This window comes from Demequina sp. NBRC 110056 (genome assembly GCF_002090155.1).
In the GTDB taxonomy this organism is placed as follows: Bacteria; Actinomycetota; Actinomycetes; order Actinomycetales; family Demequinaceae; genus Demequina.
In genome coordinates, this window is record NZ_BBRM01000005.1 from 318,877 (window position 1) to 334,825 (window position 15,949).

The 15,949-nt window shown below is 71.5% G+C and carries 15 protein-coding genes; 7 read left to right on the forward strand and 8 right to left on the reverse strand.

Annotated features, from left to right (window positions below):
* Window positions 1-25 precede the first annotated feature (25 nt).
* Window positions 26-1,096 carry a hypothetical protein gene (locus tag B7K25_RS09605; protein WP_084105787.1) on the forward strand — a complete coding sequence of 357 codons (1,071 nt, stop codon included), beginning with the start codon at window positions 26-28 and terminating at the stop codon, window positions 1,094-1,096.
* A gap of 130 nt (window positions 1,097-1,226) precedes the next feature.
* Window positions 1,227-1,802 (forward strand): TetR/AcrR family transcriptional regulator, encoded by a 576-nt coding sequence (locus B7K25_RS09610; protein WP_084105789.1) that lies wholly within the window; start codon window positions 1,227-1,229, stop codon window positions 1,800-1,802.
* Window positions 1,803-1,867: 65 nt separating this feature from the next.
* Here the strand turns inward: B7K25_RS09610 and B7K25_RS09615 are convergent, their stop codons facing one another.
* From B7K25_RS09615 to B7K25_RS09625, 3 genes are all read right to left on the reverse strand, one after another.
* Window positions 1,868-2,917, reverse strand: a complete 1,050-nt coding sequence (locus B7K25_RS09615; RefSeq protein ID WP_234988163.1) for a family 43 glycosylhydrolase — start codon at window positions 2,915-2,917, stop codon at window positions 1,868-1,870.
* Window positions 2,914-4,182, reverse strand: a complete 1,269-nt coding sequence (locus B7K25_RS09620) for a Bcr/CflA family efflux MFS transporter (protein WP_159450176.1) — start codon at window positions 4,180-4,182, stop codon at window positions 2,914-2,916. The genes B7K25_RS09615 and B7K25_RS09620 overlap by 4 nt, the downstream gene beginning before the upstream one ends.
* 163 nt (window positions 4,183-4,345) lie before the next feature.
* Window positions 4,346-4,591, reverse strand: coding sequence for a hypothetical protein (locus tag B7K25_RS09625; RefSeq protein ID WP_084105792.1), 246 nt, complete (start codon window positions 4,589-4,591; stop codon window positions 4,346-4,348).
* 83 nt (window positions 4,592-4,674) lie between these two features.
* On the opposite strand from B7K25_RS09625, the gene B7K25_RS09630 reads away from it, so the two are divergent.
* The gene (locus B7K25_RS09630; protein ID WP_144018950.1) at window positions 4,675-5,037 is read left to right on the forward strand and encodes a biopolymer transporter Tol; all 363 of its coding nucleotides are present in this window, start codon (window positions 4,675-4,677) and stop codon (window positions 5,035-5,037) included.
* On the opposite strand, the gene B7K25_RS09635 is transcribed toward B7K25_RS09630, so the two are convergent.
* Window positions 5,034-5,909, reverse strand: a complete 876-nt coding sequence (locus tag B7K25_RS09635) for an aldo/keto reductase (protein ID WP_084105796.1) — start codon at window positions 5,907-5,909, stop codon at window positions 5,034-5,036. The genes B7K25_RS09630 and B7K25_RS09635 overlap by 4 nt on opposite strands.
* 135 nt (window positions 5,910-6,044) lie before the next feature.
* Complete coding sequence (locus B7K25_RS09640) at window positions 6,045-6,521, reverse strand: hypothetical protein (protein WP_084105798.1); 477 nt, start codon at window positions 6,519-6,521, stop codon at window positions 6,045-6,047.
* A gap of 22 nt (window positions 6,522-6,543) precedes the next feature.
* Here B7K25_RS09640 and B7K25_RS09645 point away from each other — a divergent pair, with 22 nt between their 5' ends.
* On the forward strand, window positions 6,544-7,392 hold the full coding sequence (locus B7K25_RS09645; RefSeq protein ID WP_159450177.1) for a patatin-like phospholipase family protein: 849 nt from the start codon (window positions 6,544-6,546) through the stop codon (window positions 7,390-7,392).
* On the opposite strand, the gene ald is transcribed toward B7K25_RS09645, so the two are convergent.
* Window positions 7,322-8,407, reverse strand: coding sequence for an alanine dehydrogenase (ald, locus tag B7K25_RS09650; protein WP_084105802.1), 1,086 nt, complete (start codon window positions 8,405-8,407; stop codon window positions 7,322-7,324). The genes B7K25_RS09645 and ald overlap by 71 nt on opposite strands.
* A gap of 350 nt (window positions 8,408-8,757) precedes the next feature.
* On the opposite strand from ald, the gene B7K25_RS09655 reads away from it, so the two are divergent.
* The gene (locus B7K25_RS09655) at window positions 8,758-9,582 is read left to right on the forward strand and encodes a class II aldolase/adducin family protein (RefSeq protein ID WP_084105804.1); all 825 of its coding nucleotides are present in this window, start codon (window positions 8,758-8,760) and stop codon (window positions 9,580-9,582) included.
* Here B7K25_RS09655 and B7K25_RS09660 read toward each other — a convergent pair.
* On the reverse strand, window positions 9,579-10,778 hold the full coding sequence (locus B7K25_RS09660; RefSeq protein WP_234988164.1) for a multidrug effflux MFS transporter: 1,200 nt from the start codon (window positions 10,776-10,778) through the stop codon (window positions 9,579-9,581). The two genes, B7K25_RS09655 and B7K25_RS09660, sit on opposite strands and share 4 nt — an antisense overlap.
* Window positions 10,779-11,075: 297 nt before the next feature.
* Here B7K25_RS09660 and B7K25_RS09665 point away from each other — a divergent pair, with 297 nt between their 5' ends.
* Complete coding sequence (locus B7K25_RS09665) at window positions 11,076-11,981, forward strand: helix-turn-helix transcriptional regulator (protein ID WP_084105808.1); 906 nt, start codon at window positions 11,076-11,078, stop codon at window positions 11,979-11,981.
* Window positions 11,982-13,007, forward strand: a complete 1,026-nt coding sequence (locus tag B7K25_RS09670; protein ID WP_084105810.1) for a zinc-dependent alcohol dehydrogenase family protein — start codon at window positions 11,982-11,984, stop codon at window positions 13,005-13,007.
* 15 nt (window positions 13,008-13,022) lie between these two features.
* On the opposite strand, the gene B7K25_RS09675 is transcribed toward B7K25_RS09670, so the two are convergent.
* Complete coding sequence (locus B7K25_RS09675; RefSeq protein WP_084105812.1) at window positions 13,023-15,911, reverse strand: family 78 glycoside hydrolase catalytic domain; 2,889 nt, start codon at window positions 15,909-15,911, stop codon at window positions 13,023-13,025.
* Between the last annotated feature and the right edge of the window lie 38 nt (window positions 15,912-15,949).

Consider the following 15,949-nt stretch of genomic DNA (forward strand, 5'->3'; position numbering starts at 1 on the left):
CCTCCCCTGCGAAGGACCCATCCCCATGTCTCAGACCACCGCCGAGCAACAGCCGCCGGCAACCTCGTCCCCCACCTCCCTCCGCCGCACACTCGCGCTGTCGACCGGTCTCACCGCGATCATCGCGATCGTGCTGCTCGCGTTCTCGTGGCCCGCGCTGACGTCCGAACCCCGGGGGATCGACCTCGCGCTCGTCGGTCCGGAAGCCGCGGTGGAGGCCGTCCAGCCGCTGCTGACCGAGCAAGCCGGTGAGACGTTCGAGATCACCGTGGTCGCCGACCGCGAAGCAGCGGTGACCGGAATCGAAGAGCGCGACTACACGGGCGCCATCGTGCTCGGCCCCGAGCCTGAGCTGCTCACGGCCTCGGCGAGCGGCACCGTCAACCAGGCGATCGTGGGGCTCGCCGAGCCCTTGGAAGCCGCGCTCGCCGCTGAGTCGCCCGACGGTGTCGAAGCCACCCTTACCGTCACCGACGTCGTTCCGCTGTCCGCCGACGATCCGAACGGCGCGTTGCTGACCTCGGCGTTCTTCCCCATTCTCTTCGGCGGCATGATCGGCGGCATCGCCTTGTCCATCGCCGTCGCCGGATCCCACCGTCGCGTCATCGGCGTCACCGTCTACTCCGTCGTCGGCGGACTCGTGCTGACCGGGATCCTCCAGGGCTGGTTCGGCGCCATCCAGGGCGACTTCCTCACCAACTGGGCCGCGTTCTCGCTCGCGATCGGGGCGATCGCTGCGCCGATCATCGGGTGCGTCGCCCTCATCGGCCGCGCCGGCATCGCCGTCGGACCGGTGGTGATGATGCTGTTCGCCAACCCCATCTCCGGGGCGGCGCTCCCCACCCAGTTCCTCCCGGGCGCGTGGGGCACCATCGGCCAGTGGTTCCCGCCGGGCGCCTCCGCCACGTTGATCCGCGAGCTGTCGTACTTCCCCAACGCCGCCATGGCGCAGTCGTGGCTCGTGCTCGCGGCATGGTTCGTCGGCGGCATCGCCCTCGCTCTGGTCGGGCACGCCCGTGACTCGCGCACGACGGCAGACCTGGAGCCGGCCGCATCGGTGCCCGGCGACGCGATGCCGGTCGACGCCGCCCGTTGAACCGCGGTCGCGGGCGAGCCGAGCGCTCCGGCTCGCCCGCGACCATCACGCCAGTGCGTCAGAGAGCCGGAGATAGGGTGGGGGCGCGTTCGGATCGCGAGCGCGCCGCCAGCCGGACAAGGAATCGGTCGTGAGTCACAGCATCGAGCCGCCGCGCCAGCGCTCCGACGCGCAGCGCAATCGCGAGAGCATCCTCGAGGCTGCCGTTCTTGAGTTGGAGCGCGACCCCGACGTCTCGCTGAGCAGCATCGGCAAGCGCGCGGGAGTCGGTCAGGGAACGCTCTACCGTCACTTCCCCGACCGCGAGGCGCTGCTGTGGGCCGTCTACGGAGGTGAGGTCACGGCCCTCGCCGACCGCGCCGCCACCCTCCTCGAGAGCGAAGAGCCCGTTGATGCGCTCAGGGCCTGGCTCAGCGCGCTGGGCCAGTTCGCTCTGTCGAAGGCCGGCGTAGGCGGCGGAATGCGCACCCACGCCCTCCCCGCGGAGAAGTCAGTCCGGCCCGGCTACGCAGAGGTGGTGCGCGCCATCGACGAGCTGATCGATGCCAACCACCGTGCGGGCTCGGTGCGCCCCGACGTCACAAGCAGTGACCTCATCCTGCTCATCGCGGCCATCTGGCAGATGCAGCCCGGCCACGGCAGCGAGGAGCGCATCGAGCGACTCTTCGATCTCGCCGTGCTCGCCATCGCGACGCCGGTGCGCTGAGCCGCCGGCGCGGCCGCTGCGGGGCGCCTGCGGGGCGTGGCGGCTGCGCGCCAACGGCCCGTCCGCTAGTCGAAGTCCTCAAGACTCCACTCGTCGCGCCAGTCGATGACGACCCGCTCCCCCTCGAAGCGCAGCGGCAGCCAGACGTACCGAGCGTTGGCGGTGTCCGGCACCGTCAGCCGCGGCATCGGCCCCGGGTCCTCACCGGCCTCGAGGCGCGCGAAGTGCTCCTCGAAGGCGTCGACGGCGACGTGGCCGGGCTCCGTGTAATGCGGGAGCCACCGGTCGCCGATCGCCACATAGAGGTCTTCCTTGCCCGGGACCTTCAGCACCGAGCTGATCTGCGACCCGAACGAGGTGCCTGTCGCGTCGCCGGGATGCGGGTCGCCGACCACCGTCCAGGGTCCGTGGATGTCGTCCGCGACGGCGACCTCGGAGGGATTGGGGTAGTACCCGGTGGTGCCCGAGGTGATGAGGTAGTGGCGTCCGTGGCGGCGGAAGTACGCGGGAGCCTCGCGCACGTGCGGCGGACGCCCGTGGCGGAAGTGCACCGAGTGATCGCCGGTGATCCCCGTGAGCGCCACGTCGAGGTCGGCGACGATCAGCTCCGAGTGGACGCGCTCGAAGATGTAGTGCCCGCGACCCGTGTCGGCATCGACGGTGAGGTCGAAATCGCCGGCGTCCATGCCCAGGGGGCGCACGTCGACGTGGACCGGCCGGTACGGCCCCAGCAACCTGTCCGCAACGAACGTGCTGGTGAGCTGCGTGAAGCCGTCCTTCACCTTCACGTAGCAGACGTAGCGTCCGGTGGAGGGGTGCCGGACGATGTGAGGACGCTCCATCTCGCGGTGCGGGTGCAGCGGCGATCGCGGATCGTCCAGGTCTGGTGGCAGGATCAGGCCTTCGTCGGTCCACGAGCACAGGTCGGTCGACGAGTAGCAGCGCACGCCCCAGTGCCAGACGTCGCCGCCGGGCACCGTCCTCTCCTTGTTCTCGCCGTACCAGTAGTAGGTGCCATCCTCGAACAGCACGGAGCCTCCGTGCGCCTGGATGGGCCGCCCGTTGGTGTCCAGCCATTCCTCACCGGGTCGGATGACCCCACCGTGCTCCGTCACCGTTGCCTGCCTTCCGTGTGAACCGGGACCCGTTCGTCATCCCGTGGATCTGCATGGACGCGCACGCGAGCGCCGGCGATGTAGAGCGCCAAGGCGAGCGTCGCCGCGATCGCCATCGCGCCGCCGACGAGTCCCGGCGTGGCCACGCCGAGTGCGCCCACGACGGGCGCCGCGGCGGCGCCGCTGAGCATCTTCGACGCACCCTGGAGCGATGCGGCGCTGCCCGCACGCTCGCCGTGCGGCTGGAGCGCGACGGCCTGCAACGCCGGGCCGATCGCCCCGAAGGCCGCGGTGAAGACGTACAGGGGAGCGACGAAGGCGATCAGGGAGTCGGGGAGCACGAGCTCCAGCACCGCGGCGCTCACGGCGGCCGCGAGCAGCACGCTCGCGCCGCTGACGATCACGGCCATGGGCCGGGCGCGCGTCGCGAGCCGTGCGCTCACCTGCGCGCCGGCGATCATCAGCAGCCCGTGGCCGCCGAAGATCAACGCGTAGGTCGACTCGGTCAGCCCGTAGTGATCGAGGAACAGGAAGGCCGAGGAGGCCATGTAGGACATCATCGCGGCGAACATCAGGCCGCCGCCGATGGTGAGCAGCACGTAGCGGCGGTCGCGCAGCAGCGGACCGTACAGCCGCGCCCGTGGGGCCTCGGCGGCGCCCTCCTGAGCGGATGCTGCGCCCGCGCGGCCCAGCACGGTCACGGTCAGCACGGTGAGCAGCACGCCCACGCCGCCAAGCAGCCAGAACAGCCCGCGCCAGGGCATCACGTGCAGCAGGTACGCGCCCATCGACGGCGCGAGCACCACGAAGGATCCGTTCACGAGCTGGAGGCGTGCGAGTGCGCGCACCATCTGCGAGCCCTCGGAGGCGTCGCGCACCACCGCCACCGTGATGACGGCGGCCGATGCCGCACCCAGCCCCTGGACGGCGCGCGCGCCGACCAGCACGGCTGCGCTCGGCGCCAGCGCGCACACCACCGAGGCGATGGTGTAGAGCGCGAGCGCGACGAGCAGTGGCCGCAGCCGCCCGATCCGATCGGACCACGGCCCGGCGATGAGCTGACCGACCGCCATGCCGGCGAAGGCCGCGGTCAGCGTGGCCTGCACGGCCGCAGCGGACGTGTCGAGTTGCGCGACGATCGCCGGGAACGCCGGGAGGTAGAGGTCCATCGTCAGCGGCCAGATGGCCTGGATGAGACCGAGCGTCAGGAAGACGCCGACGGTGAGCTGCAGGGGTGCGGTGCGGACAGGTCGATGACCGGACACGGGGCGGGGCTCCATCCCGGCACGGCGGGGGCGGAAGGTCACCGTGCCACGTCAGCAGGCTAGAACGGAAAGCCCTTTCCCACAACGTTTCAGAAGCGATGGACCGAACCCGATGCGCGCATCGGCGCTGCCCTCATCGAGGCAGAGCGCAGGGCCAGGACGGCTAGCGACGCCCGATGACGCGCGGCAGGATCCAGATGATGGCGGCGCCCACGGCGATCTCCGCGACGGCGAAGGCGCGAGAGTCGTACGACTCCCCCACCACGCGCCGGACGCCGCGGCGCCAGAGCCCTCGTGGCTTCTCCCAGCGCTCGGCGTGCTGCGCTGGCACGGCGAGACCCACGACGCCGTCGCTGATGAGCGCGAGCCCCGCGCCCTGCGAGACGCGCCTGACGAGCGCACCGGCCATGAGGAACTCCTCGCACGTGGATGGTCTGCCGCAACTGCGGCGTTCACATCATGCGCCATTTCTCCCCGGCGCGCACTCCCCCGATGGGCGAACGACAGGAGGCCCGCGTGACCGACGACAGCGAGCGCTGGCTCACCATCGATGGCAGACGGTGGCGGCGCACGGACCCGTCGCTGCCCGACGACGTGGTCGCCGCGCTCACATCGCATCTGGGGCGAGCGCGGTCGGCCGTGGGCGCCGCCAAGCGCTCGGGCGACGACGCGGCCGTCGCCGCCGCGCGCGCGAGGGTCGACCTCGCCAAGCGGGGCCTGGGCGAGCGCGGTCCGTACTGGTGGGACGAGGCCGAGGACGCTCGGCTCGCTCGTGCGCGCGAGGCCCTGCACGAGCTCGACCGCCTCGCCCCACCGGCAGCGAGCGAGCGCGGAGCCGCCGGGACGGGCTCCTAGCCCTCGAGCGTGACCGCGAGCGCGGCCATCTCGGCCTCGCTCAGCTCGATCTCTCCCGCCGCCGCGGAGTCGAGGATCGAGCTCGGGCGGGACGCGCCCGGGATGGGGATCACCACCGGCGCGAGGGCGAGCTCCCACGCCAGCACCACCTGCTGCGCCGAGACGCCGCGCGCATCGGCGACGGCCTGGAACGGCGCGTGCAGGGTGCCGACGTCAGCCGCCGAACGGATGCCGCCCAGCGGGCTCCACGGCAGGAACGCGACGCCCATCTGAGCGCACAGCTTGAGCTCGGGGTACGACGAGACGAACTTGGGCGAGAACTGGTTCTGCACGCTCGTGAGACGGCCGCCCAGGACCTCGTTGGCCTCGCGGATCTGGTCCGGGTTGGCGTTCGAGATGCCCGCCATCCGGATGACGCCCTCGTCGAGCAGCTCCGCGAGCGCGCCGATCGAGTCCGCGTACGGGACCTTCGGGTCCGGGCGGTGGTGCTGATGCAGGCCGATCGCCTCCACACCCAGGCGCAGCGCCGATGCCTTGGCGGCCTCCTTGATGTAGGCGGGGTCGCCGTTCTGGTACCACGTGCCGTCGCCGGGCCGCAGGGAGCCCGCCTTGGTCGCGATGAGCACCGAGTCGCGCACGGCGGCGTCGGGATAGGCCGCGACGGCGCGGGCGATGAGCCGCTCGTTGTGGCCCACCTCGCCGGGGTCGCGGTGGTACGCGTCCGCCGTGTCGATGAGCGTGACGCCGGCGTCCAGGGCGGCGTGGATGGTCGCGACCGAGCGGGCCTCGTCCGGCCGGCCCTCGATCGACATGGGCATGCCGCCCAGCCCGATCGCGCTGACCGTCGTGTCTCCCAGCGTGCGCTGCTGCATGGCTCTCCCTGCGTCCTTCCGATCGCCGTCCGCGCGCTCGGGCGCGTCGGCCTTCCTGGCCTCGACCGTATCGGCTGCCCGTGTCAACGCAAGTCTCGAGCGAGACCTGCCCGCGCATCGGCGCTGCTGGAGGGACTAGTCCCCAGAGTCCTCGGACGCGATGACGAGGTCGCCGGAGGCGGCGGCCGAGCCGTCGACCACCCCGTCCGCGACCGGCACGACGCACTGCAGGTAGCTGTCGTCCTCGAAGCGCCACACGACGGCGAGTGCGCCGGTGCCCGTCTCCTCGTAGGACGCCGCCGCGGCCTCCCAGGTCTCGACCGACGCGTCATCGAGGTCCGCGAGCGGGACGTCCGCCTCGCCGTGTGTCTCGACGACGCCGTAGTAGTCGCGCCACTCGCCGGGCTCGTAGACCTCGCCGCCCAGGATCTCGCCCAGCTGAGCCTCCGTCAGCGTCGCCTCGCATGCGGCGATCGCGGACTCCTCGACCGGGCTCGCGCCCCCGCCGATCGCGCTCCACACCACGGCGCCACCCACCACCACGAGCGCCACGGCACCCGCCCCGGCGATGGGCAGCCACGTGCGCCGCTGCGGCTGACTCTCCTCAGACATGCGCTCAGCCTACGATGGCGACATGGACGCCTGGGACGACCTCCGCAGCAGCCCGAAGCTCGGCCTTGCCCTCGGCGGCGGCGGGGCCCTGGGAGCGGCCCACGTGGGAGTGCTCCAGGTGCTTCACGAGCGCGGACTCACGCCCACGGTGATCGCGGGCACGTCCGCCGGATCCATCATGGGCGGCGCCTACGCGATCGGCCTCGACCCGTACGACCTCGAGGAGCGCACCGTGCGCGCCGGCTGGGGTACGTTCGGCTCGTTCTCGGCCAAGCCCGGGCTGGGCCTGCTGACGGCCGATGCGCTCCGCGAGACCGTGCACCGTGTCGCCGGAGACGCGGTCATCGAGGACCTCCCGGTCACGTTCGCGGCCGTCGCCACCGACGTCGAGACGCGCGAGGCAGTCGTGCTCAAGTCGGGGTCGCTGGCGGACGCGATCGCCGCGTCCATCGCCGTGCCCGGCATCTTCCGACCCGTGCGGGTCAACGGGCGGATGCTCATCGACGGCGGAGTCGTGCAGAACCTTCCGGTCGAGACGGCGTTCGAGCTCGGCGCGGACCACGTCATCGCCGTCCGCCTGGCCCCCGAGTGGGACGGCATGGGCGTCGAGCACACCGCGCTCCAGGTGCACGAGTGGGTCATCCACCCCGACGTCACGCTCATCCGGCCCGTCCTCGAGCACAGGTCGCAGTGGATGCCCCGCGACCTGCCGGGGATGATCGAGCTGGGCCGGCAGGCCGCGGAGAGAGCGCTCGCCGACTACCCGGTCGTGCACGAGCGCCCGCCGCGGCCGGAGCCGATCACGCCGCCGGAAGATGAGGAAATGCCTGAGCAACCGCGGGGTATCGCACGGTTCCTGCATCGACATTGACCCCGCGTGCGAGCGCCGGGTCCGCAGCGAGCGCCTCCCCCACGCCGTCCGCGAGCGCCACGACGTACGGCAGCGTGAGGTGGGTGAGCGCCGCTGTCGCCGTCGCGCCCACCGCTCCCGGCATGTTCGCGACGCAGTACAGCAACGACTCCGCGACTCGATAGACCGGGTCGTCGTGCGTCGTCGGGCGCGAGTCCTCGAAGCATCCGCCCTGGTCGATGGCGATGTCGACGAGCACCGAGCCGGGCTTCATCCGCTCGACAGTCGCGCGGCTCACCACCTTGGGTGCCGGCCGGCCCGGCACGAGCACCGCCCCCACCACCAGGTCCGCCTCGAGCACCTCGCGCTCGACGGCCTCAGGCGTCGAGACGACCGTGCGCAGCCGGTCGCCGTGCTCGGCCTGCAGCGCGGCCAGGCGAGCCTCGTCGAGGTCCAGCACGACCGCATCGGCCCCCATGGAGACCACCTGGGCGAGCGCGGCCGAGCCGGCGACTCCCCCGCCGATGACCACCACGCGCGCGCCGGGCACCCCCGGGGCGCCCGGGAGCAGCACGCCGCGGCCACCCTGCGGGCTGAGCAGGTGGTGCGCGCCCTCGGTCGCGGCGAGGCGCCCCGCGATGATGCTCATGGGCGTCAGCAGCGGCAGCGAGCCGTCCTCGAGCTGGACCGTGTCGTACGAGATCGCGGTGGTGCCGGCATCCACGAGAGCCTGGGCGAGCGGCTCGTTGGCCGCGAGGTGGAGGAACGTGAAGAGCACGTTGGCGCGCAGCAGCGGGTACTCGCTGGGCAGCGGCTCCTTGACCTTGAGGACCAGGTCGGCGGCCCAGGCCTGCTCGGCGTCGCCGATGGCCGCGCCGGCGGCCACGTAGTCCGCGTCGGCGAGGAAGGCGGCGGCACCCGCGCCGGTCTCGACGAGCACCTCGTGGCCGGCGGCTGTCAGGCGGGCCGCCCCCTCCGGGGTGAGGGCCACCCGGGTCTCGCGGTTCTTGATCTCCTTCGGCACGCCGATGCGCATGTCAGCTCCTCTCGCCCGCGCGGCTGGCGGCCGTGGGGCGTCCGGTGGGCGCGGCTGTCGGGATCGGCGCGCCGCGTGCTTCCAGCCTGCTACAGCGCGGCCACGCGCGCTCGCTGAGGGCCCGCGACACGCCGCGCGGTGTTCCCTCCGCCTCGCTCCCGTTCCCCACGGTTCGTTCCCTCGCCGACACTTCCGAACATCGCGGCTCCCGACACCCCGGCGCAGGACGCGAATCGGCTGCTCGTCGCGGCGTGTCGCATCAGGGATGTTCGGAAGTGTCGCGGGGTGGCGACGGTCGCCTAGGACCTTTGGCCCGTCATCGGCGCCGCGCGCTCTGATTGAATCGTTTCATGACGAACGATCACCCCAAGCCCACGCTCGACGAGCTCATCGACCAGATCGGCGAGGCCGGCGCGCGCATCTGCGACATCGACGCCTCGGAGGCCGGCGCCGGCAACATCTCGGTCTACATGGGCTGGGACGTCGAGGTCCGCCGCCACTTCCCCAACGCCGAGGAGATCGAGCTCCCTGTCCCCGCGCCGGCGCTCGCCGGAGGCACCGTGCTCGCCACGGGCTCGGGTCGCCGCCTTCGGCAGATCGAGAAGGATCCCCTCGCGTCGATCGGCGCCGTCAAGGTCCACGAGGGCGGCGCCACCGGCACCCTCTACACCTCCAACACCCGCCGCTTCCAGCGCCTGACCTCGGAGTTCAACTCGCACCTGGCTGTGCACCAGGACCAGGTCGCGGCGCGCGGCATCGACTTCCAGGCAGTCGTCCACGCTCAGCCGCCGCACCTGACGTACCTCAGCCACATCCCCGCCTACCGCGACACCGAGCGGATGAACCGCGCGATCCTGCGGTGGGAGCCCGAGACCATCGTGTCGCTGTCCCAGGGCATCGGAGTGCTCGAGTTCATGATCCCGGGCTCGGACGAGATGGGGAACGCGAACGTCGCGGGCCTACGCGAGTTCGAGATCACGCTGTGGTCCAAGCACGGCACCATGTCGCGATCGGACATCTCCGTCTATCGCGCCGTGGACCGCGTCGAGTACGCCGAGACCGGCGCCAAGTACGAGTACATGGACCTCGTCGCCGGGTCGCGCGCCGAGGGGCTGTCGCGCGAGGAGATCTCGACGGTCGCGTCGACCTTCTCCATCGAGTCGCGCTGGCTCTAGGTCGCGCCCTCGGGATCGAGAGCCTGAGCGGTCGCGCGGCGTTCGGCCAGCCAGATGCGGTAGACCGCCGAGGCGAGCACAGCCGCTACCAGCACGGTCGTCGCGAGCGGCAGCATGGTCGTCGGGCCGAGGATGCCCGCGAGCGGCGCCGCCGCCGCACCTGCGGCGAAGCGCGACATACCCAGGATCGACGATGCGGTCCCGGCGAAGTGCGGGTACCCGACCAGTGCCAGCGTCGTTGCCGGCGGCGACACGATCGCGGCTCCCGCGGCGACGAGGACGAACGCCACGACCGTCGGCGCCAGCGCGTCCACCCACAGCGCGCATGCCAGCAGGACACCACCCGCAAGCACCAGCACGGCGAGGCCGACAACGTAGACCGCTCGATCACCCCAGCGCTCGGTAGCGCGCCCGGCGCCGAAGCCCGCTGCGGCGAACGCCGCCGCGTTGACGCCGAACACGAGCGCATACGAGCTGGGCGACAGTCCGTGCATCTCCTGCAGCACGAAGGGTGCGCCAGCAAGGTAGACGAAGTACGCCGCCGCGGTGAGCGAGCTCGAGACCGTCGCGCCGACGTACAGCCGGTCTCGCGCGAGGATCGCTAGCTGGCTCGCTGTGCGCCGAAGGCCCCCGCTCACGCGCGCATCGTGCGCCAAAGTCTCGGGTAGCCAAAAGAGAACGACGAGCGTCGCGACGACGCCGACGCCCGTGAGGATGACGAAGAAGCCACGCCACGACACCACGTCTGCGAGGAACCCACCGAGCACCGGCGCCACGATGGCCGCGAGGCCCGAGATCACGACGATGCGCGCGTAGTAGCGCGTCAGCCGGGCACCTTCGTAGAGGTCACGGCCCACAGTCTGGGCGACGACGAGGCCCACGCCGCCCGCGAGCCCCTGGGCGAGCCGCATGCCGATCAGCATCTCCATCGACACGCTTACGGCGCACAGAGCCGAGGCGAGCGTGTAGACGAGGAGGCCACTCAGCACGGGCCTCCGACGCCCGTAGCGGTCCGAGAGCGGGCCCGCGATGACCTGTCCCGCGGCGAGGCCGACGAGGCACGCCGTCATGGTGAGCTGCGCGGCCGAAGCCGTGCTGGCGAGATCGCTCGCGAGCGACGGGAGGACGGGCAGGTAGAGGTCCATCGACAGCGGACCGAAGACGGTGAGCATGCCGAGCGTGACGGCCGTCAGCACGCCAGCCTCGCTCCGCCGCCTCTGCCGGCGACGGAGACCACCGAGCCTGCTCGTCGCCGCGCTCATGGCCGCCCCCACCACGCGGGGCACCCTGCGAAGTCATCGCTCTGCCGCGGCCCGCGGTCCGGCGCATCGTCGCCACTTCCCACGAGCCAGGCGCCCGAGAGCGCCAGCATCCATCCACCGAGGTTCTCCATGCGCCTATCTCAACGGCGCTCACACGAGCGCGGGAGTCCCGGTCGAGGCGTGCCCTGAGAGGGCACCCCACAGTCCCTCGCCCGCTCCTATCCTGACCACATGGACAGCCGCGATGAGGTGCGAGAGTTCCTGATGTCTCGCCGCGCGCGCGTCGAGCCGGAGGACGTGGGCCTCCCTCGCGGCGTCAACCGGAGAGTGCCGGGTCTGCGTCGCGGCGAGGTCGCAGCGCTCGCCGGCGTGAGCGTCGAGTACTACTCGCGCCTCGAACGCGGGGCGATCGCCGGCGCTTCGGATGCCGTCCTAGACGGCTTGTCCAAGGCACTCCAGCTCGCGCCGGCGGAACGCGATCATCTGTACCGGCTCGCCCAACGCGGCGCCGGCTCCAGCAAGGCGTCCCGTACCCGCCGCGCCGCACGCGACGTGTGGTCCCCGTCGCCCAGCATGCAGTGGCTGCTCGACTCGATGGACCACGCAGCGGCGTTGGTGGGCAATGGCCGCACCGATCTGCTGGCATGGAACCGGCTCGGCGGCGCCCTGGTCTCGGACATGATCGAGTCCTCGACGACACCGACACCCAACTTCGCGCGCTACATCTTCCTCGAGCCGAGCGCGCGGCAGTTCTACCGCGAGTGGGACGTCGCGGCCGCGGTGAACGTCGCACAGCTGCGGACCGAGGCTGGCCGCGATCCCCACAGCAAGCCGCTGCACGACCTGGTGGGCGAGCTCTCGACCCGCAGCGACCACTTCCGCGCGTTGTGGGGAAGCCACGACGTGTGGGAGCACGAGTCCGGGACCAAGGCGCTGCGTCACCCCGTCGTCGGCGAGCTGGACCTCCACTTCAACGGGCTGGACCTCGTGGGCCACGAGTCGATCCAGATGACCGTCTTCACCGCCGAGCCGGGCACCGCCGCTGACGATGGCTTGCGGCTCCTCGCGAGCTGGGAAGCGGCCCCCGACCCCGCACCTCGCCGGCAGCCCACGCAACAGAACCTCGGAGGTCAGTGAATGCTCGGCGCGCTGATGTATGGGCCCGGCGACGTCCGGGTCGAGGCTCGGGACGAACCACAGATCCTGCGGCCGACGGACGCCATCGTCCAGCTGGCGGCATCTTGCATCTGCGGCTCGGACCTGTGGGCGTACCGCGGCCTCGAGCCACTCGCGTCACCGCCGACCCCGATGGGCCACGAGTATGCGGGAACCGTGGTCGCCGTCGGCGCCGACGTCACGACCGTCAAGGTTGGCGACTTCGTCGTCGGATCGTTCTTCGCCTCCGACAACACCTGCGAGATCTGCCGTTCCGGGTATCACACGCACTGCGTCAACCGGGAGCCCGCCGCGTCGGGAGGCGCTCAGGCTGAGCTCCTGCGGGTACCGCTGGCAGATGGCACGCTCGTCGCCACGCCGGCACCGCCAGAGCGCGATCTTCTGCCCTCGGTCCTCGCTGCGTCGGACGTGCTCGGCACGGGATGGTTCGCGGCCGTCGCGGCCCAGGTTCGACCCGGAGCGTCGGTTGCGGTCGTCGGCGACGGAGCAGTGGGGCTGCTGGGCGTGCTCGCGGCACGCGAGCTCGGCGCGGAGCGCATCATCGCGATGAGCCGCAACCCCGCGCGCCAGGCGCTCGCACGCGACTTCGGCGCGACCGACATCGTCGAGGAGCGTGGCAGGGACGGCGCGGCGCACATCAAGGACCTCACCGACGGGCTGGGCGCGCACAGCACCATCGAGGCAGTGGGCACGCAGGAGTCGATGATGCAGGCGCTCTCCGCCACCCGGGCGGGCGGCCACCTGGGCTTCGTCGGCGTGACGCACGACGTGTCGATCGATGGGCTGGCCTTGTTCTTCTCAGGCGTGCACGTCCACGGTGGCCCCGCACCAGTACGGCACTTCCTGCCAGACCTGCTGGATCGGATCTGGCGTCGGCAGATCGAGCCAGGCAAGGTCTTCGACCGTTCGCTTCCGCTCTCCGAGGCCGCCGAGGGCTACCGTGCGATGGACCAGCGCGAGGCGATCAAGGTGCTGCTCACGATCTGAAGGTCTGGCAACTCGCTACATCCCGGGCAGCTCCCACTCCCCCTCGACCGCGTGGAAGCCTCGCGAGGCATTGAGGCCCGTCAGCGCACCGGCGAGCGCCTCGTGCTGGTGCGGCTTGAGCATCGGCAGCCCGTTGCGCAGCGAGAAGTCCGGCCGCCACTTGCCGCCATCGGTCCAGCCGAGCCCGATGAAGTAGCCGGTCTGCGCGAACACGCCCATGAGCGTTCCGACGGCCTGGCCATCGTGGACCAGCACGGACAACGGGGTGTCGAGGGTGATGCGCGCCGGCCCCTCGTCGGTCGCGCTCCACGGCACCGTCCGCTGGTGTACGCCGCTGCCCACCTCCTCGACGTCCGCACCGGGCAGGTCGATGACGGCCACAGTGTTGGGCGGGACCTCGGCCGAGACCGTGAGCTCACCGCTCTCGATGCGCCACGCGCACGACACCCGCCCATACGGCGAGGCGATCGAGGCCTCAGCGGACGTGAGCCCTCCTCCAGGCCGTGGGGCGATCCGAACTCGCGAGTACGCCGGCGCGAGCGGCTCGATGCCGCCGATCTCCCGGTGCATCCAGTCGGCGACGGCACCCAGCGCGTAGTGGTTGAACGAGGTCATCTCGCCGGGGTTGACCGAGCCGTCGGGCTGCAGGGAGTCCCATCGCTCCCAGATGGTGGTCGCACCCATCGTGACGGGGTAGAGCCACGACGGGCACCCCTCCTCGAGCAGGAGGCGGTAGGCGACGTCACGGTGCCCCGTGAGGGTGAGGGCGTCGCAGATCAGAGGCGTCCCGACGAAGCCCGTGCGGATGCGGTAGGCGTGAGCGGTCACGAGCTGCGCGAGGCGCGCGCCGGCGGCGTGACGTCGCGGGTCCCCCTCGAGCAGCCCGAACGTGATCGCGATCGCATACGCCGTGTGGGCGTCGGAGACGATACGCCCATCGGGCGAGACGTAGGCATCCAGGAAGGCCTCGCGCGAGCGGTCGGCGAGCGCCGCGTAGCGCTGCGCATCGTCCTCGCGGCCCAGGAGGTCCGCAGCGGCGGCCACCGCCGTGAGCGAGCGGAACAGGTAGGCGCTCGCCACGACGTCGGGGCTCGTCTTCGCGTCCGCGGGATTGAAGGGCGGCGCCGTGGGGTCGAGCCAGTCGCCGAACTGGAAGCCGCCCTCCCACAGGCCGCCGTCACCTGCAGCCGCCAGCACGGCCTCGACCCACTCCACCATCGGCTCGTACCGCGCCTCGAGGGCCTCGGCGTCGCCGAAGGCGCGGTACAGAGCCTCAGGCACGAGGGTCGCGGCGTCTCCCCATGCCGCTGCCGGCAGAGCGGGTCCGGCGGCGACAGGCGCAGGCACGATCGGAGGGACCACCCCGTCGAGGCGGCGCTGCTCATGACCGAGGTCGACCAGCCACGACTCGAGCATCGATGCGCAGTCGTACAGGTAAGCGGCGGTGGGCGCGAAGACCTGGATGTCACCGGTCCACCCCAGACGTTCGTCGCGTTGCGGGCAGTCCGTCGGGATCGACAGGAAGTTCGAACGCATGCCCCACACCACGTTGGAGTGCAGCTGGTTGAGCAGATCGTTCGAGCTCGACCAGGTGCCGGTGCGCTCCATGTCGGTGTGGACGACGACGGCCTCGATGGACACGAGGTCGCTCTCGGAGGCGAGCCCCGCGATCTCGACGTAGCGGAACCCGTGGAACGTGAAGCGCGGCGCGAATTCCACCTCGCCCGACTCCCCGACGATCACGGTGTCCGTCGCCGCGGCGTGACGCAGCGGCCGGGTAGCGAGCACTCCGTCGTCGAGGACCTCCGCGTGGCGCAGTGTGACCTCGGTGCCCGGCTCCGCGGTGGCACGCAGCCGCACCCACCCCACCAGATTCTGGCCGAGGTCGACGACGGCATTGCCGCCCGACCAGTCGATTCCGACGGGCTCGACCGTCTCGATGCGTCGCACCGGCGGCGCGATGGCGGGCTCGAGCGACCCCACGCCGGGCGCCACCTGGACGGCACGCCTCACCGCCCCGACCGCCTTCGCATCGCCGCGCGTCAGCCACTCATCCGCCGCACGGTCGTCGCGCCGCTCGCCTTGGTAGATCGAGGCCGACACGGTGGGTCCGTCCCACGTGGTCTCCCACGTGCCGTCGGTGCCGATCCACTCGATCGAACCGTCGCGGTACTCGAGGCGCAGCTGCGCCAGGACCGCGAGGGGTCCGTCGTAGCCGCGGGCGAACTGCCCATCGAAGCCGTAGCGCTCCCCGTACCAACCCTCGGCGACCTCGGCGCCCAGCACGTGCACGCCGGGCGCCAGCGCAGCCGTGACGTCTGAGGTCTGGAACAGGACACGATCGTCGTACGACGTCCAGCCCGGGGCAAGCACCTCGTCGGACACCGGCGTCCCGTCGATTACCGCGTCGTAGACGCCGAGCGCGGTGGTCGTGAGCGACGCCGACACCAGGCCCTCGCGAACCACCACCGTCGTCCGCGCCCGGAAGGTCGGGCGCGGGGCGGCGAGATCGGGCTCGGCAGCCGGACTGTCCGGAGCCGTGACGAACTCGTACCTCAGGTCAGCGCCCGACAACGGCCCGGTGCGAACGGCCACCGCGTCGCTCCAGGGGCCCCACCGCGCGGAGGCTCCCTGGACGCGAACGGCGATCGTCACCGAGTCGTACGCCGCTAGAGGTTCGAACGGCCAGGCGACCGCCACGGATGAAGCGCCATCGAGCGCGGCGACCGTCACGGCGCCGTCGCGCTCGAGTCGAATCTCCGCTCGCGCCTGGCGCCAGCCGACCTCGTCGGTCTCGACGCGCCACGTCAGCGCGGGCCGCGCCGAACCGAGGTGGGAGCGCCCACGACTGCCAGCGATGGTCAGGATCGCGCGCGGAAGTGCGTCGACGGCGACGGAGTTCATACTTCGAGTCCTTCAGTTTTCGAGAGAAATGTCACACG